21 protein-coding genes are annotated in these 24,881 nt (G+C 62.9%); 16 read left to right on the top strand and 5 right to left on the bottom strand.

Annotated features, from left to right (window positions below; genetic code table 11):
- Positions 1-334: 334 nt before the first annotated feature.
- On the top strand, positions 335-1,357 hold the full coding sequence (locus tag AC0L16_RS21895; RefSeq protein ID WP_473623192.1) for a serine hydrolase domain-containing protein: 1,023 nt from the start codon (positions 335-337) through the stop codon (positions 1,355-1,357).
- Between the two features lie 35 nt (positions 1,358-1,392).
- Here the strand turns inward: AC0L16_RS21895 and AC0L16_RS21890 are convergent, their stop codons facing one another.
- Entirely contained in the window at positions 1,393-2,751 is a 1,359-nt protein-coding gene (locus AC0L16_RS21890) for an NAD(P)-binding domain-containing protein (RefSeq protein ID WP_473623191.1), read from the bottom strand.
- 204 nt (positions 2,752-2,955) lie between these two features.
- Here AC0L16_RS21890 and AC0L16_RS21885 point away from each other — a divergent pair, with 204 nt between their 5' ends.
- Positions 2,956-3,711: a helix-turn-helix domain-containing protein gene (locus tag AC0L16_RS21885; RefSeq protein ID WP_473623190.1), complete on the top strand. Its 756-nt coding sequence runs from the start codon at positions 2,956-2,958 to the stop codon at positions 3,709-3,711.
- Between the two features lie 174 nt (positions 3,712-3,885).
- Here the strand turns inward: AC0L16_RS21885 and AC0L16_RS21880 are convergent, their stop codons facing one another.
- From AC0L16_RS21880 to AC0L16_RS21865, 4 genes are read right to left on the bottom strand one after another with little or no spacing between them, the layout of a single operon-like run.
- Positions 3,886-4,926: a heme-dependent oxidative N-demethylase family protein gene (locus tag AC0L16_RS21880; protein ID WP_473623189.1), complete on the bottom strand. Its 1,041-nt coding sequence runs from the start codon at positions 4,924-4,926 to the stop codon at positions 3,886-3,888.
- Between the two features lie 10 nt (positions 4,927-4,936).
- Positions 4,937-5,902 carry a PDR/VanB family oxidoreductase gene (locus AC0L16_RS21875; RefSeq protein ID WP_473623188.1) on the bottom strand — a complete coding sequence of 322 codons (966 nt, stop codon included), beginning with the start codon at positions 5,900-5,902 and terminating at the stop codon, positions 4,937-4,939.
- Positions 5,899-6,507 (bottom strand): dimethylamine monooxygenase subunit DmmA family protein, encoded by a 609-nt coding sequence (locus tag AC0L16_RS21870; protein WP_473623186.1) that lies wholly within the window; start codon positions 6,505-6,507, stop codon positions 5,899-5,901. Before AC0L16_RS21870 ends, AC0L16_RS21875 begins: the two co-directional genes overlap by 4 nt.
- Before the next feature lie 14 nt (positions 6,508-6,521).
- Positions 6,522-7,655, bottom strand: coding sequence for an aminomethyl transferase family protein (locus tag AC0L16_RS21865; RefSeq protein WP_473623185.1), 1,134 nt, complete (start codon positions 7,653-7,655; stop codon positions 6,522-6,524).
- A 165-nt stretch (positions 7,656-7,820) separates the two neighbouring features.
- Between AC0L16_RS21865 and AC0L16_RS21860 the strand changes: the two genes are divergently transcribed.
- From AC0L16_RS21860 to AC0L16_RS21795, 14 genes are all read left to right on the top strand, one after another.
- Positions 7,821-9,218 carry an ammonium transporter gene (locus AC0L16_RS21860; protein ID WP_473623184.1) on the top strand — a complete coding sequence of 466 codons (1,398 nt, stop codon included), beginning with the start codon at positions 7,821-7,823 and terminating at the stop codon, positions 9,216-9,218.
- Positions 9,219-9,255: 37 nt separating this feature from the next.
- Positions 9,256-9,474: a hypothetical protein gene (locus AC0L16_RS21855; RefSeq protein ID WP_123146946.1), complete on the top strand. Its 219-nt coding sequence runs from the start codon at positions 9,256-9,258 to the stop codon at positions 9,472-9,474.
- Between the two features lie 131 nt (positions 9,475-9,605).
- Complete coding sequence (locus tag AC0L16_RS21850) at positions 9,606-10,502, top strand: class II glutamine amidotransferase (protein ID WP_473623182.1); 897 nt, start codon at positions 9,606-9,608, stop codon at positions 10,500-10,502.
- 4 nt (positions 10,503-10,506) lie between these two features.
- Positions 10,507-11,238: a GltB/FmdC/FwdC-like GXGXG domain-containing protein gene (locus AC0L16_RS21845; protein WP_473623180.1), complete on the top strand. Its 732-nt coding sequence runs from the start codon at positions 10,507-10,509 to the stop codon at positions 11,236-11,238.
- Between the two features lie 6 nt (positions 11,239-11,244).
- A complete protein-coding gene (locus AC0L16_RS21840; RefSeq protein WP_123146944.1) occupies positions 11,245-12,573 on the top strand; it encodes an FMN-binding glutamate synthase family protein in 1,329 nt (442 codons plus the stop codon).
- 42 nt (positions 12,574-12,615) lie between these two features.
- Complete coding sequence (gene glnT / locus AC0L16_RS21835; protein WP_473623179.1) at positions 12,616-13,923, top strand: type III glutamate--ammonia ligase; 1,308 nt, start codon at positions 12,616-12,618, stop codon at positions 13,921-13,923.
- 91 nt (positions 13,924-14,014) lie between these two features.
- A complete protein-coding gene (locus AC0L16_RS21830) occupies positions 14,015-15,268 on the top strand; it encodes a sarcosine oxidase subunit beta family protein (protein ID WP_473623178.1) in 1,254 nt (417 codons plus the stop codon).
- A 16-nt stretch (positions 15,269-15,284) separates the two neighbouring features.
- On the top strand, positions 15,285-15,560 hold the full coding sequence (locus AC0L16_RS21825) for a sarcosine oxidase subunit delta (RefSeq protein WP_473623177.1): 276 nt from the start codon (positions 15,285-15,287) through the stop codon (positions 15,558-15,560).
- Between the two features lie 244 nt (positions 15,561-15,804).
- The gene (locus AC0L16_RS21820; RefSeq protein WP_473623203.1) at positions 15,805-18,783 is read left to right on the top strand and encodes a sarcosine oxidase subunit alpha; all 2,979 of its coding nucleotides are present in this window, start codon (positions 15,805-15,807) and stop codon (positions 18,781-18,783) included.
- On the top strand, positions 18,776-19,405 hold the full coding sequence (locus tag AC0L16_RS21815; RefSeq protein ID WP_473623176.1) for a sarcosine oxidase subunit gamma: 630 nt from the start codon (positions 18,776-18,778) through the stop codon (positions 19,403-19,405). The genes AC0L16_RS21820 and AC0L16_RS21815 overlap by 8 nt, the downstream gene beginning before the upstream one ends.
- 264 nt (positions 19,406-19,669) lie before the next feature.
- Positions 19,670-22,039, top strand: a complete 2,370-nt coding sequence (locus AC0L16_RS21810) for a DUF1989 domain-containing protein (protein WP_473623175.1) — start codon at positions 19,670-19,672, stop codon at positions 22,037-22,039.
- Positions 22,040-22,323: 284 nt separating this feature from the next.
- Complete coding sequence (locus AC0L16_RS21805) at positions 22,324-24,033, top strand: APC family permease (protein WP_473623174.1); 1,710 nt, start codon at positions 22,324-22,326, stop codon at positions 24,031-24,033.
- Positions 24,034-24,224: 191 nt separating this feature from the next.
- Positions 24,225-24,431: a GDCCVxC domain-containing (seleno)protein gene (locus tag AC0L16_RS21800; RefSeq protein ID WP_473623173.1), complete on the top strand. Its 207-nt coding sequence runs from the start codon at positions 24,225-24,227 to the stop codon at positions 24,429-24,431.
- Between the two features lie 83 nt (positions 24,432-24,514).
- Positions 24,515-24,829 carry a putative quinol monooxygenase gene (locus AC0L16_RS21795; RefSeq protein ID WP_077381467.1) on the top strand — a complete coding sequence of 105 codons (315 nt, stop codon included), beginning with the start codon at positions 24,515-24,517 and terminating at the stop codon, positions 24,827-24,829.
- The last annotated feature ends 52 nt before the right edge of the window (positions 24,830-24,881 follow it).

Here is a 24,881-nt window from a genome sequence, read left to right as displayed (position 1 = left end):
CATAGCCATCGCCCGTGGCCCGCGGGTTCCTTCCTCGGGGACTTTCGTACGCCTGCCGGCGCCCGAAACTCTTCACGAATGCGGACTGACTGCTTTCAGCATTGCCTAAGAGCAGACATCCAGAGCTAGTGCCGCCGGGTTATCATAGATCTAGAAATACCAAGTAGCGCGATACGATTTGGCGGCACTCAACGAGCGCATACAGGGCTTTGCAAGTTCCGACCCGCCCGTGTCCCAAGCGGCCTGCGATATCGACTGATCTTGTGCAAGGCAGACGTCTCTGCCCGCCGCGTCCCACCTTCGTCTTGCCCAAAATGCATCCCAAGCTGGCTTCATGCTGAAGCGTCCCACCGTGATTCTCGCCTTTCTTCTCATCCTTTCCGTCGCTGCTCACGCTGCCGATGGCCTGGAGCAGCGGCTTGGAAAGCTCCTTGACGGGGCCGAGCGCCTGACGCCGCTGCGCACGGTTGCCATCGCGCATGAGGGCGCGGTGGTGGCGGAGCGCGGCTATCGCGGCCACTCTCCGGCACGTCCTGCCAACATAAAATCCGCCTCCAAGTCGATCATCTCGGCGCTCGTCGGCATCGCCATCGACAAGGGCGTGCTGCAAGGCACTGACCAGAAGATTGCTCCGCTTCTTCAGGCCGACCTGCCCGCCGACGCCGATCCGCGGCTCCAGCAGGTGACGATCGGTCATCTGCTTTCCATGCAGGCGGGGCTGGGTCGGACCTCCGGCCCAAACTACGGGCGCTGGGTGGCAAGCGACAACTGGGTGCGGGCAGCGCTCGCCATGCCCTTCGACGGCGAACCGGGCGGCACCATGCTCTATTCCACCGGCTCGACGCATCTGCTTTCGGCGATCCTGACCCGCCGGACCGGCCGCTCGATGCTGGAACTGGCGCGCGAATGGCTGGGGCCGCAGCAGGGCTTTTCCATCACCGCCTGGGACCGCGACCGACAGGGCATCTATCTCGGCGGCAACCAGATGGCCATGACCCCGCGCTCGCTGCTCGCCTTTGGCGAGCTCTACCGCAGCGGCGGGATGAGCCGCAGCGGACGGCAGCTCGTGCCGGCCGACTGGATCAAGCTCTCCTGGCAGCCACGCGCCGCCTCGCGCTTTACCGGTGACGGTTATGGCTATGGTTGGTTCATCCGCCGGATCGCGGGCGAAGCGGTCTTCTACGGGTGGGGATATGGCGGGCAGATGGTCTATGTCGTGCCGGGGCGCGCGTTGACCGTGGTCATGACCTCAGATGAAGACGGCCCCGCCGGCCGCAGCGGCCACCGCGACGAGCTCCATGCCCTGCTCGGCCGGATCATCGAGGCGACGAAAGACGTGCGCGAGGCTCGCAGCTAGTGCATGTCGCGCAAAACTGTGTGGCGAGGAAGCCGCTACTCCGCCGCCACGCCCTTCACCTCGAGATAAGACTCCATCGAATCGTCCATCGCCTGCAGCCAGGGCGTATGGTGCAGCGGCGCCATCGTGCCGGTCATCAGCGAGCGATAGGCATTGTCGCGGAACGTCATGATGTTCTCCACCTTGTGGTGCTCCCATTCCATGAAGGTCTGATTGACAGCCTCGACATCGAAGCCCGGATAGTCGGTCTGCTCCATCAGTTCCCTGGTGTAGTCGCCCTGGAACCAGATCATCTGCTCGGCGTCCTCCAGCGTTTCCTCACGCGCCCGCCATTTCGCGCCATGTTCGGCCATCGCCTCGGCCGAAGGCAGTTTTAGGCGGCCCATGATGACGTCGCGGGCGAACCAGGCCTGCGCGTCGAACATGTTGAAGGTGTAGAACTGGTCCTGCATGCCGATATAGGACAGTTGCGGGTTCTTCTCCCAGACGATGCCCTCAAAAAGCCCGTCCGGCCACATCCGGTTGGCGGTCTTGAGCTTCAGATCCTCGGTCAGGAACGGGAAGGAGTGGAGGTAGCCGGTGCACAGGATGATGGCGTCGACATCCCTGGTGCTGCCGTCCTTGAAATGCGCGGTCTTGCCGACGACCTTCTGCAGCAGCGGCACTTCCTGCCAGTTGTCGGGCCATTTGAAACCCATCGGCTTCGAGCGGTAGCTGGAGGTGATCGACCTGGCGCCGTATTTGTAGCATTGCGAGCCGATATCCTCGGCCGAATAGGAGCGGCCGATGATCAGGATGTCCTTATCCCTGAATTCCATGGCGTCGCGGAAATCATGGCTGTGCAGGATGCGGCCGTTGAAGGTCGAAAAACCCTCGAAATAGGGGACGTTGGGTACGGAGAAATGCCCCGAGGCGACGACGACATTGTCGAACTCCTCCGAATAGGTGACGTCGTTGCTGCGATCATGCGCGGTGACGGTGAACTTTTTCGTCGTGTCGGAGAAGGTCACCATGCGCACCGGGCTGTTGAAGCGCACCCATTTGCGCACATCGGATTTTTCGACGCGGCCCTTGATGTAGTCCCACAGCACAGCGCGCGGCGGATAGGAGCCGATCGGCCGGCCAAAGTGCTCCTCGAACGTGTAGTCGGCGAATTCGAGGCATTCCTTCGGCCCGTTCGACCAGAGGTAGCGGTACATCGAGCCGTGCACCGGGTCGCCATGCTCGTCGAGGCCGGTGCGCCAGGTGTAGTTCCACAGGCCACCCCAGTCGGACTGCTTTTCGAAGCAGACGATTTCCGGGATGTCCGCGCCCTTGTCGGCTGCCGACTTGAAGGCTCGAAGCTGGGCCATGCCGGACGGCCCGGCTCCGATGACGGCAACACGACTTTTCATTGCGAGCCTCCCGGTCTCATTTCCCTAACGAAACAAATTTCACTGACAGGACAGTAATTGCCCCTTCGATGCTGTCAACTGGCCTTCTGCCGATACTGCGTTTCACCCGATCGGATTTTCAGCAAAACCGCTGATGGCGGGAGAGCATGCCATTCGAGCTAAAGTGGCTTGCTGTCGCTGTTGCGCTCTGTATCCGCAGCGAATATGTTCACCCTGAGTGAAATAAATCTGCAGAACCGGGTGGCGACATTGGCGAAGAAAGCTTCCAGTTTGAGGAATGGGGCAGCCGCCGCCAAGGCCAAGCCATCGCCGAAGGGCGGGGCAACGATCCGGACGCCACTGACCCAGGACCCACACGCCGTTCGCGACACCCGCGAAAAGGTCCTGGAGGTCGCGATCGGCCGCGAGGTGCGGGCGTTTCGCAAGAAACTCGGCATCACGGTTGCCGATCTTGCCGCTGCCACCGACATTTCGCTTGGCATGCTGTCGAAGATCGAAAACGGCATCACCTCGCCATCGCTGACCACTTTGCAGGCGCTGTCGCGGGCGCTCGGCGTTCCGGTCACCGCCTTCTTCCGCCGCTTCGAGGAAGAGCGCAGCGCCGTCTTCGTCAGGGCTGGCGAAGGGCTGGACGTCGAGCGCCGCGGCACGCGCGCCGGCCACCAGTACAATCTGCTGGGCCATATCGGCTCCAACACCAGCGGCGTCGTCGTCGAGCCCTATCTGATCACGCTGACCGAGGATTCCGATGTGTTTCCGACTTTTCAGCACGAAGGCATGGAGTTCCTCTACATGCTCGAAGGCGAGGTCGTTTACCGGCACGGCAGCAAACTCTATCCGATGAAGCCCGGCGACAGCCTGTTCTTCGACGCCGATGCGCCGCACGGGCCGGAGGTGCTGACGGTCCTGCCGATGCGCTATCTCTCGATCATCTGCTATCCGCAGAGTAGCGCGGGTTGAGCGGGACGCAAGCAGACCCCCTCACCCGGATTACCAACCGAATTGCGAAGGGCAATTCGGGGCAATCCGACCTCTCCCCGAGGGGAGAGGAGACCGGCAGCGCCGGCGCCTACCTCTCTTCTCCCCAGCGGGGAGAAGGTGGCCGCGAAGCGGCCGGATGAGGGCGACCTTGCTTTAGTCCGGCCCAAATCCTGGGCTTGTCGGGCTGCCGTCATCGAGCTTCGACAGCCATTCGACCAGCGTCGGGCGATAGCGCGTCAAGCCTTTGTAATTGGCGAGTTCTTCGGGCAGGTCGCGGATGACGCGGTGCAGGCGGCGCGCCCATTTCGGCTGCGTCACCAGTTCGTCCATCTTGATGAGATAGCAGCGGATCGGGAAGACGATGCCGTTCGAGCGCGGCAGCCGCCAGAAGCTTTGCAGCTCAACGCGCAGATGGACCTTGTCGCCGACGTTTTCGGGCGTCACCGTCGTCCGGTCCGGACCCCATTTGTGATAATTTTCCGGACTGGTGTCGAGGCGCGGATTGATGGTCATCGTCCAGTTCAGCCGCCGCGCCGGCTTGCCTTGCTGGATGTTAGTGAGGAATTTTAGCGCCCGGACGAATATGCCCTTTTCATGCGCCAGCGGCACCGGCGCGTGCCATTCGAAGAAGTTCATGCCGATGTCGAAATCGAGCGACCAGTCGGCCTGGGTGGTGACCATGCCGGCATCCATCCACAGATTGCCGTCACGCTGGTCGAGGATGCAGAAATCGCCTTGGCTCTGCCGCGTGATGTATTCCATCGGCCCATAGGGCAGCGTCGACACGTCACCGAAGGTGAAGGTGTCGTCGATGCCGAGCGGCCGGTTTATCCAGCGCCAGCGGTCACTGTTGCGCGTCAGCGTGAAATGCTCGGGATACCCCAGCGCCTGCTGTTCCATTAGAAGTTCGAGCAGGTCCCAGCCGGCCAGCGTCATGTGCGGCAGCGACTGGCAGCGCAGCGGATCCTCCGCCAGCACCAAAGCGCGGTCCTGCATTTCGGCGACATAGTGCTCGTCAACGTCGATCAGGTTTTCGAGCACGCTGCCCTTCGGCCCCAGAACATGCGGCTCGATGTTGACGGCATACATGTAGCTGTCTTCGTGGAACGGGAACGGAAACCGCCTGATGTGCTCCGGGCTGTTCCTGAAGGTAAAATCGTTACGGAACGTTTCGTTACGAAAGGTGATGCCCAAGCTCCGCCTCCTATCTTTCCAGCACCAGCGACCCGCCCTCGAAGCGCGACACGCAAGGCATAATTTTCTTGCAGGATCGGTGCTCTTGCTCGCTCAGCCAGTGGTCGTTGTGGATGAATTTGCCGTCATGCGCGATGACATTGGTCTCGCACTGGCCGCAGACGCCGCCGCGGCAGAGATAGGGCGGATCGACGCCTGCCGCCTCGATCGCCTCGAGCAGGCTCTGCTGCTCGCCGACGCGGATCGTCTTGCCGCTGACCGCCAGCGTCACGTCGAACGGCGCGCCGGGCTGCGGTGCGGCGAAATGCTCGAAATGCACGGTTTCCGCCGGCCAGCCCAGCGCAGCGGCGCGATCGCACACCCAGCCGATCATGCCCGACGGGCCGCAGACATAGAGATGCGTGCCGAGCGGCTGCGACGATAGCAGCCGGTCGAGCTCGATGCGCTCGTCGCGATCGTCGTGATAGAGCCTGACCCGGCGGTCGTAGCGCTCTCTCAGCACATCGGCATAGGTGCCGAGCGAGGCGGTGCGGCAGGTGTAGTGCAGCTCGAAATTGCCGCCATCCGCCGCCAGCTGCGCGGTCTGCGCCATGAACGGCGTGATGCCGATGCCGCCGGCCAACATCAGATGCTTCCTGGCGCGCAGGTCGAGCGAGAACAGATTGACCGGGTAGCTGATCACCATCTCATGGCCCGGCCTGACATGCCTGTGCATGAACAGCGAGCCGCCACGGCCGGCATCGTCGCGGCGCACCGAGATCGTGTATTCGCGCGTGTCGAGCGGCGAGCCCATCAGCGAATACGGATTGAGCCTGGTCCGCTCGCCGTCTCGCATCTCCACCACGACATGGGCGCCGCCGGAGAACGTCGGCAAAAGCTGCCCGTCGCGCCGGCGGAAATGGAAGCGCGTCACCAGTTGGTTGACCGGGACGACGTCGCTCACCACGACGTCAAGCTTGGTGGTGCCGGTGCTCATCGAAAGATCTCCTCCGCCGGAGGAATTTCGCTGCGGTCTTCCGCATTGATGCAGACGCCCTGGAATGCCGCCAGGCGCCTGGAATAGTGATCGCGTACCAGAAGAAGCAGGCCACAATGCGAACAGGTCGCCGGCTGCGTCGTCACGTTTTCGGTGATGCCCTTGCAGTGAACGCACTGCACGCGGCGCGCCAGCGAGCCGCGATGCTCGGTCTGGATCGAGGTGTGGTCGATACCGGCTTCGAGCGCCGCCTGCATGGCCTGGCCGATCAACCCTTCGGTGCCGGCGAGGTAGAGGCGCAGGCCCATATGCGCGTTGGCCAGCGTCTGCTTCAGCCGCGGCAAGGCGCTGGCGAAGGTAGGCCCCTGGTAGAACTGCGCCGGCCTCAGCGCCTCCAGCGAGGCGACATGCTGGCCGTCACGGTCGGGACTGGGGCCGGGGATGAAAATGATATGGGCATCGGCAAAAAAGCCGTCGGGCGCCTTGGCGGCCAAGTCTGTTATGGCCAGCGCTCCTTCTGCATCCGCCACGAAAAGATGGTGCTTGCCGGGCTGCGGGGACAGGGTTCCGTAGACCGGCCGGCTGATGATGCTTTTCGCTGCCATTCTCTCAGTATGCCTCAGCCTTTCGCCGTGCGCTTGGTCTTCTTCGGATCATCGAAGGGAAGCGGCGCAGCCGTCGCGCCGATGGCGCCGCTCTGGTTGCGGATCTCGAGCCTGGTGCCCTGGACGGCGCAGTCGACGTCGAGCCGGGCGATGCCCATCGATTTCTTGACCAACGGCGAATACATGGCGCAGGTCACCACGCCGACCTTTTTGCCATCGCGATAGACCGGTGCGCCCTCGTCGGCCGGCTCCTTGCCTTCGAGCAGCACGCCGAAGATCTTGAAGCGTTCCTTGCCCTTGAGGCGGTAATGCTCCTCGGCGCCGCGAAACCCTGTCTTGCCGGGGCTGACGGTAAAATCGAGGCCGAGTTCCCACAGCGTGTCGCCGGGGCCTTCGTTCTCGAACGGATATTTTTGGGAATTATCGTAGGGGTAGAACAGCAGGTAGCTCTCGACGCGCAGCATATCGAGCGTAGTGAACCGGCACGGGATGATGCCGGCGCTCTTGCCCTCGTCGAGGATGGTGTCCCAGATCGTGCCGGCATCCTGGCCACGGCAGAAGATCTCGTAGCCGCGTTCGCCGGTGTAGCCGGTGCGCGAGATCATTACCGGAAAACCGAACAGCCGGGTCTGCATGTGATGGAAATAGGCGAGGTCGCGTATGCCAGACACATGCTTTGCCAGGTAGTCGACTGATGTCGGTCCCTGCAGCGAAAGGTCGTGCAAATTGTCGTCGAAGCGCAGCGAGACATCGCGGCCCATGGCGGCGCGCTGCAACTCCTCATGGCCGGTGCCCGAACCATGCACGACCATCCAGGCATTCGGGCCGGTGCGGTAGAGGATGCAGTCGTCGGTGAACTTGCCGGCCTCGTTGAGCATGCAGGCGTAGGCCGATTTGCCGGGATATATTTTCTCGACGTCGCGCGTCGTCGCCAGGTCGATCAGGTGCGAGGCATGCGGTCCGGTGATGTGGACCTTTTTCAGGCCCGACACATCCATCAGCCCGGCTTTGGTGCGGATGGCGATATACTCTTCGTCGGCGTCCTTGTCGTAGCTCCAGGCGGTGCCCATCCCGCTCCAGTCTTCGAGCTTCGAACCGAGCGCACGATGGCGATCCGCCAAGGTCGAAAATCTCCAGGATGCGGTCATGGACTTGCTTCTCCTCACAAGATTGCCGGCGTTCGCCGCTCAAGGGCACTGCGGCCATGCGACGGTCCGCGCCATATTGACTCAAAACTCCAAAAGCGCGCAATACTAAGATGCAAAAAGTTTTACTGAGAGGCAAGGAACGCAATTGAACGGAGGGGACCTGCAATGGAAGGGAATCTCAACGCTCTAACGACCATTTTCACGGAGTTCTATTACTGGGTGACCATCGTCATGATGTTCCTGATCCATGTCGGGTTCTGCATGTACGAGGTCGGCGTGTCGCGTCGGCGCAATCATTTGAAAACGCTGATGAAGAACGCGATGGCGATTCCGCTCGTCACGATCACCTTCTATTTTTTCGGCTGGTGGATCTATTTCGGCTTCCCCAATGGCCCGGGCATCGCCGGCGGACTTGTCACCGCACCTTTTGCCGAAGCATGGAACCCGCTGATGGGCACCCACCTCTCCGGGGTCAGTCCGGGCGAGACGGGGGTCACCCCGACCGACGCGGCTCTGTGGCATCGCCTCAACGGCGTGTTCTGGGGCGCCTTCCTGCTGTTTTCCATCACCACGGCGTCGATCGTCTCGGGTTCGATCATTGAGCGCGCGCGCTCGGGTGCGTTCTGGATCGTCGCGGTGCTGGTCGGTTCGGTCCTGTGGATCCTCGACGCATCCTGGGGTTGGCATCCGCAAGGCTGGATGGTGAAGCTATGGGGCTATCATGATGCCTATGCGTCGGGCGTCGTACACGCGATCGCCGGCGGAGCGGCGCTCGCCTTTCTCATCGTGCTGGGTCCGCGCATCGGCAAGTTCAGGCCCGACGGCACGGCGCGCGACATCCCGCCCCACAATGTCTGGCTCGTCACGATCGGCCTGTTCCTGATCTTCACCGGTTTCTGGGGTTTTTATGCCGCGTGCAACATTCCGCTGATCAGCCCGGCCACGATTGCCGGCCAGATCACCGGCGAGACCTGGACGGCGACCAATATCTATCTCGCGCCGACGACGCTCTCGGCGATCACCTTCAACTTCCTGATGTCGCTGTCGGGCGGCATGCTGGCCGGCTACATCGTCTCGAAAGGCGACCCTTTCTGGACATTCTCTATGGGGCTTTGCGGCATTATCTCGGCCTCGGCCGGCAACGACCTCTATCACCCGATCCAGGCGATGCTGATCGGCGCGATCGTCCCGAGCATATGCTACAAGCTGCACTATTTCGTCGAGCGCCGCTTCAAGATCGACGATGCGGTTGGCGCCGTTGCGGTGCACGGTTATGGCGGCTTCCTCGGCGTCGTGGTCGCCGGCTTCATGCTGTGGGGACAGCCGTCCTCGCCCTATGAGGGCTTCGCGCACGTCAACCCGCTCGGCAATTTCGCTGGCGCGGTGCTGATGTTCGTGCTCGGTTTCATCCCCACCTTCGTAGTCTGCAAGATCCTCAACAGCATGAACCTCTTGCGCGTGCCGGCGAAGGTCGAACTCGAGGGCGTCGATTTTGCCCTCAACCATGCATTCGACGCGTCTGTTCGCGAAGTGGGAACCGCCGAAAAGGCCATGATCAAATAGTCAACCGACAAGTAGTCAACCGACAGGGAGAACCGCAATGTCTACCAATGGAATGGAAAGCTGGGCCGTGGACCTCAAGGACATCGGCGCGATCTACCCGTTTCAGGGTTCTGAAGTCGTGATGGTCATCATCGGCCTCGTCTTCTGGATCGGGTGGCACGTCCTCCAGACGCGCCACGAGAACGCTGAGATCGAAGCCGATATGGCTGCGGATCGCACCGGAGAGGAAACCAGAAAGGCGATCGATCGCCATTAAGTCGCCGCCGGTCGCCTGGCGCGTCATTTGCGCCAGGCGACTTGTCCAAGATGAAAAAAACTTTCATACGAGTTGAATTCGCTTGATGAAGCTGGTAGCACCTAAATCATACCTCAGCTCGGGAGCCTGACATGTGCGGAATCGTCGGACTGTTTTTGAAGGACAAGGCGCTCGAGCCCCAGCTCGGCTCGATGCTTTCGCAGATGCTGATCGCGCTCAGCGATCGCGGTCCCGACAGCGCCGGCATCGCCATCTATGGCGCGCCATCCGGCAACGAGGCCAAGATCACCATGCAGTCGGCAAAGCCGGAGCAGGATTTTAGCAACCTTGACGCCGAACTCGCCAAGGCGATCGGAGCCCCGGTAAGCATCGCAGTGAAATCGACGCATGCGGTGGTCAGGACCGCGCCCGCCAAGATCGATGAAATGCGCGAGGCGATCCAGGCGCTGCGCCCCGACATCCGTATCATGGGCGCCGGCGACGTTGTCGAAATCTACAAGGAAGTCGGCTTGCCCGAAACGGTGGTCGATCGCTTCGACGTGCGCAGCATGACCGGCACGCACGGCATCGGCCATACCCGCATGGCGACGGAATCGGCGGTCACGACGATGGGCGCGCATCCGTTCTCGACCGGCGCCGACCAGTGCCTGGTTCACAACGGCTCGCTGTCCAATCACAACAATGTCCGCCGCGAGTTGATCCGCGAAGGCATGAAATTCGAGACCGAGAACGACACCGAAGTCGCGGCCGCCTATCTCTCCTCGCAGATGGCGCATGGCAAGAATCTCGGCGAGGCGCTGGAAGGCACGCTGAGCGACCTCGACGGCTTCTTCACCTTCGTCGTCGGCACCAAGAACGGCTTCGGCGTGGTGCGCGATCCGATCGCCTGCAAGCCCGCCGTCATGGCCGAGACCGACCAATATGTCGCCTTCGGCTCGGAATATCGTGCGCTCACCAAACTGCCCGGCATCGACAGTGCGAGGGTCTGGGAACCCGAGCCCGCAACCGTCTATTTCTGGGAGCATTGAGTTCATGCCGGCAATCAACGTCTCCAAGGCACTCGACCAGGGCCATGCATCAGGGGTGTTCGACCTGGCCGAGATGCCGCTGCGCGAGCTCAACCAGGCGCTTCACGATCTGACCCCCGGTTCGAACGAAACCGCCTGGGAAGTGCTCAATCCGAAAGGCAGCCATTCGGTCGCCGTCGGTGTCGACCAGCCGGTCACCATCGATGTCCGCGGCAGCGTCGGCTACTATTGCGGCGGCATGAACGACGGCAGCGCCATCACCGTGCATGGCTCGGCCGGACCCGGCGTCGGCGAGAACATGATGTCGGGCTCGATAACGGTCAAAGGCGATGCCAGCCAATATGCCGGCGCCACCGGCAGGGGCGGGCTGCTGGTCATCGAAGGCAACGCGTCGTCGCGCTGCGGCATCTCGATGAAGGGCATCGACATCGTCGTCCATGGCAATATCGGCCACATGTCGGCCTTCATGGCGCAATCCGGCAATCTGGTGGTGCTGGGCGATGCCGGGGACGCACTCGGCGATTCCATCTACGAGGCGCGGCTGTTCGTGCGCGGCAAGGTTGAAAGCCTCGGCGCCGACTGCATCGCCAAGGAGATGCGGCCCGAGCATCTCGACCTGCTGCAGGGCCTGCTCGACCGCGCTGGGGTGACCGGCGTCAAAGCGGCGGAATTCAAGCGTTACGGCTCTGCGCGCACGCTTTACAATTTCAACATCGACAACGCCGACGCGTATTGAGGCTCAATGACCTATCGCAACCCGCCGACGACGCCGCGCAAATCCGCGACCTTCGACGACTATACGCTTTCCGAGATCCGCCGCGCCGCGGCGACCGGCATCTATGATATTCGCGGCGCCGGCGCCAAGCGCAAGCTGCCGCATTTCGACGACCTGCTTGTCCTCGGTGCCTCGATCTCGCGCTATCCGCTCGAAGGCTATCGCGAGCGCTGCGACACCAGCGTCGTGCTGGGCTCGCGCCATGCGAAAAAGCCGATCGAGCTGAAAATCCCGATCACCATCGCCGGCATGAGTTTTGGCTCGCTGTCCGGCCCGGCCAAGGAAGCGCTCGGCCGCGGCGCGACGCTGTCCGGCACCTCGACGACCACCGGCGACGGCGGCATGACCGAGGAAGAGCGCGGCCATTCCAAGACGCTGGTCTACCAGTACCTGCCGTCGCGCTACGGCATGAACCCGCGCGACCTGCGCCGGGCGGATGCGATCGAGATCGTCGTCGGCCAGGGCGCCAAGCCTGGCGGCGGCGGCATGCTGCTTGGCCAGAAGATCTCCGACCGGGTCGCCGAAATGCGCACGCTGCCAAAGGGTATCGACCAGCGCTCGGCCTCACGCCATCCCGACTGGACCGGGCCCGACGATCTCGAAATCAAAATCCTGGAACTGCGTGAAATCACCGACTGGGAAAAGCCGATCTACGTCAAGGTCGGCGGCGCGCGGCCCTATTACGACACAGCCCTTGCAGTGAAGTCAGGCGCCGATGTCGTCGTCATCGACGGGATGCAGGGCGGCACCGCTGCAACCCAGGAAGTGTTCATCGAGAATGTCGGCCAGCCGACGCTTGCCTGCATCAGGCCGGCGGTGCAGGCGCTGCAGGATCTCGGCATGCACCGGAAGGTGCAGCTGATCATCTCCGGCGGCATCCGCAACGGCGCCGATGTCGCCAAGGCGCTGGCGCTCGGCGTCGACGCGGTGTCGATCGGCACCGCCGCGCTTGTCGCGCTCGGCGACAACGATCCGCGCTGGGAGGCGGAATACAACGAGCTCGGCACCACCGCCGGCGCCTATGACGATTGGCACGAGGGCCGCGATCCGGCCGGCATCACCACGCAGGACCCCGAACTAATGAAACGGGTCGATCCGATAGCGGCCGGCCGACGGCTGGCCAATTATCTCAAGGTGATGACGCTGGAGGCGCAGACCATTGCCCGCGCCTGCGGCAAGAACAGCCTGCATAATCTCGAGCCCGAGGATCTCGTCGCGCTGACGATCGAAGCCGCCGCCATGGCCGGCGTGCCGCTGGCCGGGACCAACTGGATACCGGGGAAGAACGGCTTCTAAACATATCACGCAACCAAAAAAACCAATAAGCGAGGAACTATAATGGGGAACGATCTCGCCGCCTTCGCCAAAGGGAACGGCGTCAAATATTTCATGATTTCCTACACCGACCTGTTCGGTGGGCAGCGCGCCAAGCTGGTGCCGGCGCAAGCCATCGCCGACATGCAGAAGGACGGCGCCGGCTTTGCCGGCTTTGCCACCTGGCTCGACCTGACGCCGGCGCATCCAGACATGCTGGCGGTACCGGATCCGGATTCGGTCATCCAGTTGCCGTGGAAGCCGGAAGTCGCCTGGATCGCCGCCAATTGCATGATGGACGAAAAATCGGTCGCCCAGGCGCCGCGCAATACGCTGAGGCGGCTGGTTGACGAGGCGGCGGGCGACGGTATGCATGTCAAGACCGGCGTCGAGGCCGAGTTCTTCCTGATCTCGCCGGACGGCAAGACGATTTCCGACGAATACGACACGGCGTCAAAGCCCTGCTACGACCAGCAGGCGGTGATGCGGCGCTACGACGTCATCGCCGAGATCTGCGACCACATGCTGGCGCTCGGCTGGGGCGCCTACCAGAACGACCATGAGGACGCCAACGGCCAGTTCGAGATGAACTGGGCCTTCGATGATGCGCTGGCCACCGCCGACAAGCATTCCTTCTTCAAGTTCATGGTCAAATCCGTTGCCGAAAAGCACGGCCTGCGCGCCACCTTCATGCCAAAACCATTCCCCGGCCTGACCGGCAATGGCTGCCACGCCCACATCTCGGTGTGGGACAAGGACGGCAAGACCAATGTCTTTGCCGACAACGCCATGGAGCTTGGCCTGTCGGCGAAGGGCAAGAATTTTCTCGGCGGCATCATGAAGCATGCCTCGGCACTTGCCGCGATCACCAACCCGACGGTCAATTCCTACAAGCGCATCAATGCGCCGCGCACGATTTCGGGCGCCACCTGGGCGCCGAACTCGGTGACCTGGACCGGTAACAACCGCACCCACATGGTGCGCGTGCCCGGCCCCGGACGCTTCGAGCTGCGCCTGCCCGACGGCGCGGCAAACCCTTATCTGCTGCAGGCCGTCATCATCGCCGCCGGCCTCGACGGCATCCGCTCGAAGGCCGATCCCGGCAGGCGCTACGACATCGACATGTACCAGTTCGGTCATACGGTGGAGGGCGCGCCGAAGCTGCCGCTCAACCTGCTCGATGCGTTGCGCGAGTTCGACAACGACAAATCGCTCAAGGCGGCGCTGGGTGAGGAATTCTCGTCGGCTTATCTAAAGCTGAAGCACCAGGAATGGAATTCCTTTGCTTCCCACTTCACCCAGTGGGAGCGTGACCACACGCTGGATATCTAGAGCATCGAAACGAAAAGCGTGAAGCGGTTTTCGGATGATTCCGATGCGTCAAGAAGGTCCTGCGTGGCGCGAGCGACCTGGGAATAGGTTTATGAAATACTCGATCTTCTCGCTCGCCCGCGCCGCATTTTCCGGCCACAAGACCTGGCAGCGCACCTGGCGCGACGCCAGCCCGAAGGACCGCTACGACGTGGTGATCATCGGCGGCGGCGGTCACGGCCTGGCGACGGCATGGTTTCTCGCCAGCGAGTACGGTATCAGGAATGTCGCCGTGCTCGAAAAGGGCTGGATCGGCTCCGGCAATGCCGGCCGCAACACCACCATCATCCGCTCCAACTACGGGCTGCCCGGCAATACCGGCTTCTACGAGCTGTCGATGAAGCTGTGGGAGCGGATGGAGCAGGACCTCAACTACAACACGATGGTCAGCCAGCGCGGCGTCATCAACCTTTATCATTCCGACGCGCAGCGCGACGCCTATGCGCGGCGCGGCAACACGATGCGCATCAACGGCATCGATGCCGAACTGCTCGATCTTGCCGCGGTCAAGAAGATGATGCCGTTCCTGAACTTCGACAATGCCCGCTTTCCCGTGCAAGGCGGCCTGCTGCAGCGGCGCGGCGGCACGGCGCGCCACGACGCGGTGGTCTGGGGCTATGCCCATGCGGCGAGCGGGCTCGGCGTCGACATCATCCAGAATTGCGAGGTGACAGGTTTTTCGCGCGACGCCAACGGCAAGGTGACCGGCGTCGAGACATCGCGCGGCACAATCGGCGCCGGCAAGGTCGGCATGGCCGTCGCCGGCAGTTCGTCGCGGGTCGCGGCTATGGCTGGCCTGCGGCTGCCGATCGAAAGCCACGTGCTGCAGGCCTTCGTTTCCGAGGCGATCAAGCCGCTGATCCCCAATGTCATGACCTTTGGCGCCGGCCATTTCTATGTCAGCCAGTCGGACAAGGGCGGACTGGTCTTCGGCGGCGACATAGACGGCTACAATTCCTATGCCCAGCGCGGCAACATGCCGGTGATGGAAGACGTCTGCGAGGGCGGCATGGCGCTGATGCCGATGATCGGTCGCGTGCGCCTCTTGCGCCAATGGGGCGGCATCATGGACATGTCGATGGACGGCTCGCCGATCATCGACAAGACGCCGGTGGACGGGCTCTATCTCAACGCCGGCTGGTGTTATGGCGGCTTCAAGGCGACGCCCGGCTCCGGCCTTGTCTTTGCCCATCTTCTGGCCCGCGACGAACTGCACAAGGAGGCGGCGCGCTTCCGCCTCGACCGGTTCCGGCGGGGTGCTGTCATCGATGAAAAGGGCGTCGGCGCCCAACCGAACCTGCACTGAGAACGGTCCGAAAATCATGCGTATTGTCTGTCCCTTCTGCGGCGAACGCGAACTCGGCGAGTTCACCTATCTCGGCGACGCCAAGCCGCTGCGGCCGGCAGCCGGCGCCTCGGAAGACGAGGTGTTCGACTGCGTCTATCTGCGCGACAATGTCGCCGGTGCGATGAGCGAACATTGGTACCATGGCGGCGGCTGCCGGGCCTGGCTGAAGATCACCCGCAACACGCTGACACACGAGATTTCCACGGTCGAGCCGGCGGCGGGCGTTGGGGCGAGGCAGGTGGCAAAATGATTTTTCCTGTCCAGGTCAGCGCCGCCCCTCATCCGCCTGCCGGCACCTTCTCCCCGTATAGTGACGGGGAGAAGGGAGCTTGCCGCCACCCCGGCGCCCTTCCTGCAACGTCGATGATTGGCGAAAATTTCGGTCAAGGCGTCCTTCTCCCCGTCACTATACGGGGAGAAGTGCCCGGCAGGGCGATGAGGGGCAGCGCGGCATTCCTCCATGACGTCAAAGCGATCGAAAGCCGGCAACCGTGATCACCAGCCAGTCCCATCGTCTCGCATCGGGCGGTCTCATCGACCGCTCAGTGCCGCTGAACTTTCGCTTCGACGGCAAAACCTTTGCCGGCTTCCAGGGCGACACGCTGGCCTCGGCGCTGATCGCCAATGGCGTCAGGCTGGTCGGCCGCTCGTTCAAATACCATCGGCCGCGCGGCATCCTGACATCGGGCTCGGAAGAACCCAACGCACTGGTCGAATTGCGCACGGGGGCGCGGCGCGAGCCGAACACCAAGGCGACCACCGCAGAACTTTTTGACGGTCTGGAAGCCGCCAGCCAGAACCGCTGGCCGTCGCTGCGCCACGATCTGATGGCGGTCAACCAGTTGTTTTCGCCGATCTTCGTCGCCGGTTTCTACTACAAGACCTTCATGTGGCCGGCAAAATTCTGGGAAGCGGTTTACGAGCCGGCGATCCGCCGCGCCGCCGGCCTCGGCCGCGCCGCGGGCCTTGCCGATCCCGACCATTACGACAAGGCCTGGGCGCATTGCGACGTGCTGGTCGCCGGTTCCGGCCCAGCCGGGCTGGCGGCAGCGCTCGCCGCCGGCCGATCTGGTGCCCGCATCGTTCTGTGCGAGGAAGATTTTGCGCTTGGCGGCCGCCTGCTTGCCGACGGCGGCATGATCGACGGGGTGCCCGCGGCCGAATGGATTTCGCGCACGCTGGCCGAACTCGCCTCGCTGCCGGACGTCCGCATTATGGCACGCACGACGCTGTTCGGCGTCTATGACGGCGGCACCTATGGCGCGATCGAACGGGTCAACGACCACCTGCCCTCGCCGCCGGAGCATCAGGTGCGCCAGCGACTGTGGCGGATCGTGGCAAAGCGCTCGATTGTTGCCGCCGGCGCCATCGAACGGCCTGTTGTCTTTGCCGGCAACGACACGCCCGGCGTGATGATGGCTTCGGCGATGCGGACCTATATCGCGCGCTATGCGGCAACCCCGGCGAAGCGGATTGCGCTGTTCACCAACAATGAGGATGGCTGGCGCACGGTCGAGGCGGCACTCGGCGCCGGATTGCAGATCGCAGCCGTCGTCGATGCGCGTCCGGACGTGTCCGCCATGCATCGCGCGCGCGCCGCCAAAGCCGGCTTTGCCGTTTTGAACGGCTCCATCGTCGGTGCCGAAGGCGGCAAGAACGGTGTCAGGAAAATCTCGATATCGCTGGCAGGCGGCGCACGCGCGGAAGTCGAAGCCGACGGGCTGGCCGTTTCCGGCGGCTGGAACCCGGCGGTCGGGCTGACCTCCTACCATCGCGGCCGGCCGAAATGGCAGGACGAAATATCAGCCTTCGTGCCGGACGGCGCCCCTGCGGGCATGGTGGCCGCCGGTGCCGCCAACGGCGCTTTTGGGCTCGGTGCCTGCCTGCGACAGGGATTCGCCGCCGGTGCGGCGGCAGCGCAGAGTGCCGGACACAGCGGCAATGCCGGCGCTCCGCCAGTCGCTGACGACGAGGCTTTTTCGCTGACCCCGCTCTGGCATGTTGCCGGCAAAGGGAAAGCCTTTGTCGACTACCAGCACGACGTCACCGCTGCGGACATCGAACTGGCGCAGCGCGAAGGTTTTGAATCCGTCGAGCATCTGAAACGCTACACGACGCTCGGCATGGCCACCGACCAGGGCAAGACCTCGAACGTCGCCGGCCTCGCCATCATGGCGGCGGTATCAGGCAAATCCATCCCCGAGACCGGCACGACGATCTATCGCCCGCCCTATGTGCCGGTCGCCATCGGCGCCTTCGCCGGTCATCATCGCGACGAGAATTTCCATGCGACGCGGCTGACGCTGTCGCATCACTGGGCGGCCGAACAGGGCGCGGTGTTCGTCGACACCGGCCTGTGGAAGCGCGCGCAATGGTATCCGCGCGCCGGCGAGAAGGACTGGCTGGAATCGGTCACTCGCGAGGTCAAGGCGGTGCGCGGCGGCGTCGGCTTCTGCGACGTCTCGACGCTCGGCAAAATCGACGTGCACGGACCGGATGCCGGCGCCTTCCTCGACCGCGTCTACATCAACACATTCTCCAGTCTCGCCGTGGGAAAAGCGCGCTACGGGCTGATGCTGCGCGAGGACGGCATCGTCTATGACGACGGCACCACCTCGCGTCTGGCCGAGGACCACTATTTCCTGACCACCACGACCGCCAAGGCCGGGCCGGTGATGCAGCATCTCGAATTCTGCCGGCAGGTGCTGTTTCCAGAACTCGACGTGCAACTCACGTCAGTCTCCGACCAGTGGGCGCAATTCTCGATCGCCGGGCCGAAGACCCGGGACTTGCTTCGCGAAATCGTCGATCCGGCCGAGGATTTGTCGAACGAGGCGTTTCCATTCATGGGCGCGCGGCAAGTCGCGCTGCGCGGCGGCATCAGGGCGCGGCTGTTCCGAATTTCGTTCTCCGGCGAGATGGCGTTCGAGATCTCGGTTCCGGCCCGCTATGGCGACGCGCTGGTGCGCAACCTGATGTTAGCCGGCAAACAATTCGCCACCACACCCTACGGCACCGAGGCGCTCGGCGTCATGCGCATCGAAAAGGGCCATGTCGCCGGGCCGGAACTGAACGGCACGACGACGGCCGCCGACCTCGGGCTCGGCAAGATGATGTCGACCAAGAAGGATTTTATCGGCCGCGTCATGGCCGGGCGCGAGGCGCTGGCGGCAGCGGATCGGCAGGTCGTGGTCGGCATCAAGCCGACGGACAGAACGCGCCGCCTGCGCTCCGGCGCGCATATCATTCCGAAGGCCGAGATACCGGGTCCCGACAAGGATCAGGGCTATGTCACCTCGGTCTGTTTCTCGCCGACGCTTGACCAGTGGATCGGGCTGGCGCTTGTCGAGCGCGGCCGCGAGCGCATCGGCGAGATCGTCCATGCGCATGACCCGCTGCGCGGTGAAGGCTATGACGTCGAGCTGTGCAATCCCGTCTTCTACGATCCGGATGGAGGGCGCCAGCGTGGCTGAATTTTCGTGGATTTCTCGCAGTCCGCTGGAGCACGTCCTTGTCGTGGGCGCCTACGGCGCGCGCGACGTCGCGCCGGGCATTTCGCTCACCGAGATCCGCAATTTCGACCTGATCCAGGTGATGGCGCGGCGCGGCAAAGGGGCGGAACTGGCAAACGCCGCCAAGGCCCGTTTCGGCATGGCGGCTCCAGATGTGCCGAAGGCCGACAGCGCTTCGGACGTGACGCTCATCTGGTCGGGACCGGATCAGTTCCTCGTTCTGTCCAAGGGCGGCAAGCACGCGATCGACATTTTGAGCCAGGCGTTTTCGCAATCCGCCTCGCTGTCGGACCAGTCGCATGCGCGCGCCCTGATCAGCATCTCGGGAGCCAAGGCGCGCGCCATGCTGGCGAAATTGTCGTCGCTCGACCTGCACCCGGCGGCATTCCCGATCGACGCCGCTGCCGCGACATCGATCGACCACACCAGCGTCAATCTCTGGCGTGGCAATGACCGTGCCGATGGGCAGGCGGTGTTCAATCTTCTGGTGTTTGCAAGTTTCGCCGAAAGCCTGTGGCACACGATGCTCGACGCAGCCGCCGAGTATGGCGTCGACGTCGGGTTTTTGGAGGAGTTGGCGTAGCGGTTGCCTCTCCCTTCTCCCCTTGTGGGAGAAGGTGGATTGGCGCGCAGCGCCAAGACGGTTGAGGGGTGTTGGACGGAGTGCTGTTGGTGCCAAGTTGGAGCACCCCTCATCCGACCGAGCTTCGCTCGGCCACCTTCTCCCACAAGGGGAGAAGGGGGAACTGCGCCACCTTCACCTTGCTAAATCCGGCCTTCCTGCCTATTCTTGCTGCGAAAATATTTTTACGCACAGGCAAACTTGTTTCTTGAGACCCGGGTCGAGATGAGCCAGTCGCCCTACCCCGCCGTCGTCGCCGGACCGCCCCGGCCGAGCCTGATCCTGCGGCCCGGCCAGATCGCGCTGCCGGCCGGCATGGAGCGCTATTCCGTTCAAGGCAATGGCGCGGTGCTCATCGAGGTCGAGGCCGGCGATACCATCAGCGTACGCAACGTAGAGGGCGGCCAGGCTTGCGAGCTTTTGGCTTGGGACAAGAGCGGCGCTACCGACCCCACCATTTTAGGCGAGAAATCGAACAGCAACGCCGCCGGCATCAAGGCGCTGCTGGCCGATGGCGACGACAGCCTCGCTTCCTTGCGCCGAGGGCTCGAGCGACGCCAGGTGCAGCTTGATCAGGCAAAGGCGGTTCGCGTCTTCGGCGGCGCCACCCCGGCCGGCACCGAACAGGGTTTTACCGTCGCCCGTAATGGGTCGATGCTGATCGCCGCCCCGGGTGGGCCGATGTTGGTCGACGGCCACGACACGGCGACACCGCTCAACGTCATCGTCCGCCGCGCCACGATCCGTCCGGTGGCGAAGTCGCAATTGGGCGATCCCCTAGCCGACCCGGTGCTCGACCTGCGCGTCCATTCGGCGACTGCGGAAGCCTACTTCGTCAAGGCAGGCGACTATCTGCAGATCATCGATGTCGACGGGCGCCAATGCACCGACTTCCAGTGCTTTTCGGCGCGCAAGCTCGACAAGGGCAGCGATCATCCGCTCGACGTGACGACGACTCGCACGCTGATGGGCTCGAGCTATCCGATGCCCGGCCTGCATTCGAAATATTACGACCAGGACATGGAGCCGCTGGTCGAGGTGGTGCAGGACACTTGCGGCCGGCACGATGCATTCGCGCTCGCTTGCGCGGCCAAATATTACGACGACATCGGCTATCCCGGTCATCCCAACTGCTCGGAGAATTTCAACCGCGCGCTGTCGGACAAGGGCGTAACTCCTCGCGCGGGCTGGATGGCGATCAATTTCTTCTTCAACACGGCGATCGACGCGCATGGCGTCATGGTGTCGGACGAGCCGTGGTCGCGGCCGGGCGACTATGTGCTGCTGCGCGCGCTTACCGACATCGTTTGCGTGTCGTCGGCCTGTCCCGACGACACGACGCCGGCTAATGGCTGGAACCTGACCGACATCCATGTGCGGACATATTCCGGCCAGCACAAATTTTCGCGAGCGACCGCCAGACGCATGACGCCCGATTCGGAACCGAAAATGACCCGCGAGACATCATTTCACTCGAGCTTTGCCAAGCACACCCGCAACTTCGCCGAGTACAGGGGCTATTGGCTGGCCAATTCCTTCGCCAGGGAAGGCCCGATCGACGAATACTGGGCCTGCCGGCAGGCCGCCGTCATCATGGACCTGTCGCCGCTGCGCAAATTCGAGGTCACCGGCCCGGATTCCGAAGCGCTGCTGCAATACACGCTGACCCGCGACGTGAAAAAACTCGGCGTCGGCCAGGTGGTCTATTCCGCCATGTGCTACGAGCATGGCGGCATGATCGACGACGGCACGCTGCTCAGGCTCGGCAAGGACAAATTTCGCTGGGTCGGCGGCGACGATCTTTCCGGCGAATGGCTGCGCGACACCGCAATGAGCCTCGGCCTCAACGTGCTGGTGCGCTCGTCGACCGACCAGATGCACAATGTCGCCGTGCAAGGACCGAAGAGCCGCGACATCCTGAAGGAGATCATCTGGACCTCGCCGTTGCAGCCGTCGATCGAGGAACTCGAGTGGTTCCGTTTCGCCGTCGCCCGCATCGGCGGCGGCAACGGCATTCCCGTCGTCGTCTCGCGCACCGGCTATACCGGCGAGCTCGGCTACGAGATCTGGTGCCATCCGCGCGATGCCGAAAAGGTGTTCGACGCCATCTGGGAGGCCGGCCAGCCGCATGGCTTGAAGCCGATGGGGCTGCAGGCGCTCGACATGGTGCGCATCGAGGCCGGGCTGATCTTTGCCGGCTTTGAGTTTTCCGATCAGACCGATCCGTTCGAGGCCGGCATCGGCTTCACCGTGCCGCTGAAGACCAAGATCGACGATTTCATCGGCCGCGAGGCGCTGATCCGGCGCAAGGAAAACCCGCATAAGAAACTGGTCGGCCTCGACATCGACGCCAATGTCGCGGTCGGCCATGGCGATTGCGTCCATGTCGGCCGCGCCCAGATCGGCGAGATCACTTCGAGCATTCGCTCGCCGCTGCTGAACAAGAATATCGCGCTGGCCAGGCTCGATGTCACCCATGCCGCCATCGGCACCGAGGTCGAGATCGGCAAGCTCGACGGCCACAGCAAGCGGCTGCCGGCGCGCGTCGTCGCCTTCGCCCACTACGATCCGCAAAAGACCAGACCGCGCTCCTGACGCCGTTTAAGGATCGCGAATGGCGCAAGCCAAGCCCGTGCAAAGTTGATTTCTCGCCTGAGATCAGCTGGCGGCGAGTGCCGTCGGCACATGTTCCACACCTGCGATGTGCACAGCTTCACAAAACGCTTGACGTGAAAGCGCGGCGGATCAATCTTCACTGTTAAGAAAAAAATACTACTGAGCGGAAAATGCCTGAGGTCGTTCAACGCGTGCGTCGGTGACGCATCGCGAGGAGTCGGCCGTCGCCGATGGGGAACATCAAAAATGGGGAATCCACGCATATGAGCACGATAGTCTCTGCCCTGATGCCACCTGCCGAAGGGCAGCTGCACCGCAATATCGACTGGCGCGGCGCCTTCTGGGTGGCGAGCGGCGTTCCCGCCCTTGTCCTGTTTTCGATCGGCGGCATTGCCGGCACGACCGGCAAGCTGGCCTTCCTGATCTGGACGGTGTCCATGATCATGGGGTTCCTGCAATCCTTCACCTATGCGGAGATCGCCGGCCTGTTTCCTAACAAGTCCGGCGGCGCCTCGATCTATGGCGCCACCGCCTGGCTACGTTATTCCAAGTTCATCGCGCCGCTTTCGGTGTGGTGCAACTGGTTCGCCTGGTCGCCGGTGCTATCGCTCGGCTGCTCGATCGCCGCCGCCTACATCCTCAACGCGCTTGCGCCGGTGCCGCTGTTTACCGACACCTCGCCGGAAGTCGCCGCCTATATCGCCGCTAATACCGGGGTGAGTGCCGCCGACGCCATCGCGGCGGTGAGCGCGGCCGCCACACCAGCGATCCGCACCTGGACGCTCTACGGTCACACGCTGGGTCCGGTCTCCTTCACTCTCAACGCGACGTTCTTCATCGGCGCACTGCTGATGCTGATCATCTTCTCCATCCAGCATCGCGGCATCCTGGGCACGGCCAACGTGCAGAAATATATCGGCTTGTTCGTCATCATTCCGATGCTGATCGTCGGCGTCGTGCCGATCGTCACCGGCCAGATCGACTGGGCGAATTTCTCGCCGCTGGTGCCGCTGGCGGCCGCCTACGCGCCCGATCCAGGTGCCTGGAATATCGCCGGCTGGACGCTCGTCCTTGGGGGGATGTTCATTGCCGCCTGGTCGACCTATGGCTTCGAGACCGCCGTCTGCTACACGTCCGAGTTCAATAACCCCAGCACCGACACCTTCAAGGCGATCTTCTATTCCGGCCTCCTGTGCATGCTGCTGTTCATCCTGGTGCCGTTCACCTTCCAGGGCGTACTCGGCTTGAACGGCATGCTGGCCACCCCGATCGTCGATGGCTCCGGTGTTGCCGATGCCCTGGCCGGCATGGTCGGCGGCGGAGCGCTGATCCATAGCCTACTGGTGATGCTGATGATCCTGGCACTGGTGCTCTGCATCATGACGGCGATGGCGGGGTCCTCACGCACGCTTTACCAGGGCTCAGTCGACGGCTGGCTGCCGCGCTATCTCAGCCACGTCAACGAGCATGGCGCCCCGACCCGCGCCATGTGGACCGACCTGATCTTCAATCTGTTCGTTCTGGCCATCGCCTCGGCCGACGCGACCAGCTTCTTCTTCATCCTCGCCGTGTCGAATTGCGGCTACATCATCTTCAACTTCCTCAACCTCAATGCCGGCTGGATCCACCGCATCGACAACGGCCATATCGCGCGGCCGTGGAAGGCACCGAGCTGGCTGCTCGGCCTCGGCGCCATCCTTGCCTATGTCAACATGATCTTCATGGGTGCCGGTGCAAAGATCTGGAACCCGATGGCGCTGTGGGCAGGACTGATCACGGCCGCCCTCATCATCCCGGTGTTCTGCTTCCGGCATTACATCCAGGACAAGGGCAAATTCCCCGACCACATGCTGGCGGATCTCGGCATGACTTCGTCCGATCTCGCCGTCAGAAAGGCGGGCATCCTGCCCTACCTGACGTTGATCGCCGGCGTCGTGGTGATGCTGCTCGCCAACTGGCTGTTCGTCACCTGACATCGGCCTGAAAGGATCGAGTGCGGACCGCCGCGCTCGATCCGATTTGCTTCCAGAGGCTCGTCGCAAGCTCGCTCACTGGAAGCTCGCGATCGCGAGGTCGGGTAGTGTCTCAGTTTGAAATTTGACGCCGCGCTTGTCGCGATCCGGGCCGAACTCCTATATGCTTAGCGGAAAGCATTGGAGCGGCAATGAAGCATGAGAGCACCATCACTTGCCCGGACTGTGGGCACCAGTCCGTGGAAACGATGCCGACCGACGCCTGCGTTCACTTCTACGAATGCAAAAACTGCAGGGTACTCCTGAAGCCCTTAGCGGGCGATTGCTGCGTTTTCTGCTCATATGCCGATCTGCCATGCCCGCCGCTTCAGGAGAGTAGCCATGCCAACCGGATCTAAAGGCCAGAAGCGCCCCGCCGACGTGATCGGCAACGCCGTCCGCGTCATGCTCATCGCGACCGGTACAAGAAGCGGAATAGCGAATGATTGTCAGGATAGCAGAAACGGAGATCGATCCCGACCAGATCGAGGCTTACGGCGCACTCCTATCAGAAGAGATTGAAGCCTCGGTGCGGCTAGAACCTGGGGTCATCTTCCTGTACGCGCTGTCGGTCAAGGGAAGCCGCGATAAGGTGCTGGTGATTGAAGGCTACGCTGATCAAGCGGCCTATGAGGCGCACCTCACCTCACCACATTTTCTCAATTACAAGACTCGAACTGCCGACATGGTGAGATCGCTTCGGCTAATCGAGACGGACCCGATCTCGCTCAAAGCGAAAAATCAGATTTCAAACTGAGACACTACCCGAGCAACGACCCGCCGCCGAGGCGGGGTTTTTTGTTTCAGGC

Source organism: Mesorhizobium sp. WSM4848 (genome assembly GCF_055811375.1).
Note: the sequence above shows the minus strand (reverse complement) of the source record. Positions and strands in the feature narration are given on the sequence as shown.

What these genes read in the sequence shown, in the direction of transcription:
- AC0L16_RS21895 (WP_473623192.1), top strand. Translation starts at nt 335, where the DNA reads ATGCTGAAGCGTCCCACCGTGATTCTCGCCTTTCTTCTCATCCTTTCC.
- AC0L16_RS21890 (WP_473623191.1), bottom strand. Translation starts at nt 2,751, where the DNA reads ATGAAAAGTCGTGTTGCCGTCATCGGAGCCGGGCCGTCCGGCATGGCC.
- AC0L16_RS21885 (WP_473623190.1), top strand. Translation starts at nt 2,956, where the DNA reads ATGTTCACCCTGAGTGAAATAAATCTGCAGAACCGGGTGGCGACATTG.
- AC0L16_RS21875 (WP_473623188.1), bottom strand. Translation starts at nt 5,902, where the DNA reads ATGAGCACCGGCACCACCAAGCTTGACGTCGTGGTGAGCGACGTCGTC.
- AC0L16_RS21870 (WP_473623186.1), bottom strand. Translation starts at nt 6,507, where the DNA reads ATGGCAGCGAAAAGCATCATCAGCCGGCCGGTCTACGGAACCCTGTCC.
- AC0L16_RS21865 (WP_473623185.1), bottom strand. Translation starts at nt 7,655, where the DNA reads ATGACCGCATCCTGGAGATTTTCGACCTTGGCGGATCGCCATCGTGCG.
- AC0L16_RS21860 (WP_473623184.1), top strand. Translation starts at nt 7,821, where the DNA reads ATGGAAGGGAATCTCAACGCTCTAACGACCATTTTCACGGAGTTCTAT.
- AC0L16_RS21855 (WP_123146946.1), top strand. Translation starts at nt 9,256, where the DNA reads ATGTCTACCAATGGAATGGAAAGCTGGGCCGTGGACCTCAAGGACATC.
- AC0L16_RS21850 (WP_473623182.1), top strand. Translation starts at nt 9,606, where the DNA reads ATGTGCGGAATCGTCGGACTGTTTTTGAAGGACAAGGCGCTCGAGCCC.
- AC0L16_RS21845 (WP_473623180.1), top strand. Translation starts at nt 10,507, where the DNA reads ATGCCGGCAATCAACGTCTCCAAGGCACTCGACCAGGGCCATGCATCA.
- AC0L16_RS21840 (WP_123146944.1), top strand. Translation starts at nt 11,245, where the DNA reads ATGACCTATCGCAACCCGCCGACGACGCCGCGCAAATCCGCGACCTTC.
- glnT (WP_473623179.1), top strand. Translation starts at nt 12,616, where the DNA reads ATGGGGAACGATCTCGCCGCCTTCGCCAAAGGGAACGGCGTCAAATAT.
- AC0L16_RS21830 (WP_473623178.1), top strand. Translation starts at nt 14,015, where the DNA reads ATGAAATACTCGATCTTCTCGCTCGCCCGCGCCGCATTTTCCGGCCAC.
- AC0L16_RS21825 (WP_473623177.1), top strand. Translation starts at nt 15,285, where the DNA reads ATGCGTATTGTCTGTCCCTTCTGCGGCGAACGCGAACTCGGCGAGTTC.
- AC0L16_RS21810 (WP_473623175.1), top strand. Translation starts at nt 19,670, where the DNA reads ATGAGCCAGTCGCCCTACCCCGCCGTCGTCGCCGGACCGCCCCGGCCG.
- AC0L16_RS21805 (WP_473623174.1), top strand. Translation starts at nt 22,324, where the DNA reads ATGAGCACGATAGTCTCTGCCCTGATGCCACCTGCCGAAGGGCAGCTG.
- AC0L16_RS21800 (WP_473623173.1), top strand. Translation starts at nt 24,225, where the DNA reads ATGAAGCATGAGAGCACCATCACTTGCCCGGACTGTGGGCACCAGTCC.
- AC0L16_RS21795 (WP_077381467.1), top strand. Translation starts at nt 24,515, where the DNA reads ATGATTGTCAGGATAGCAGAAACGGAGATCGATCCCGACCAGATCGAG.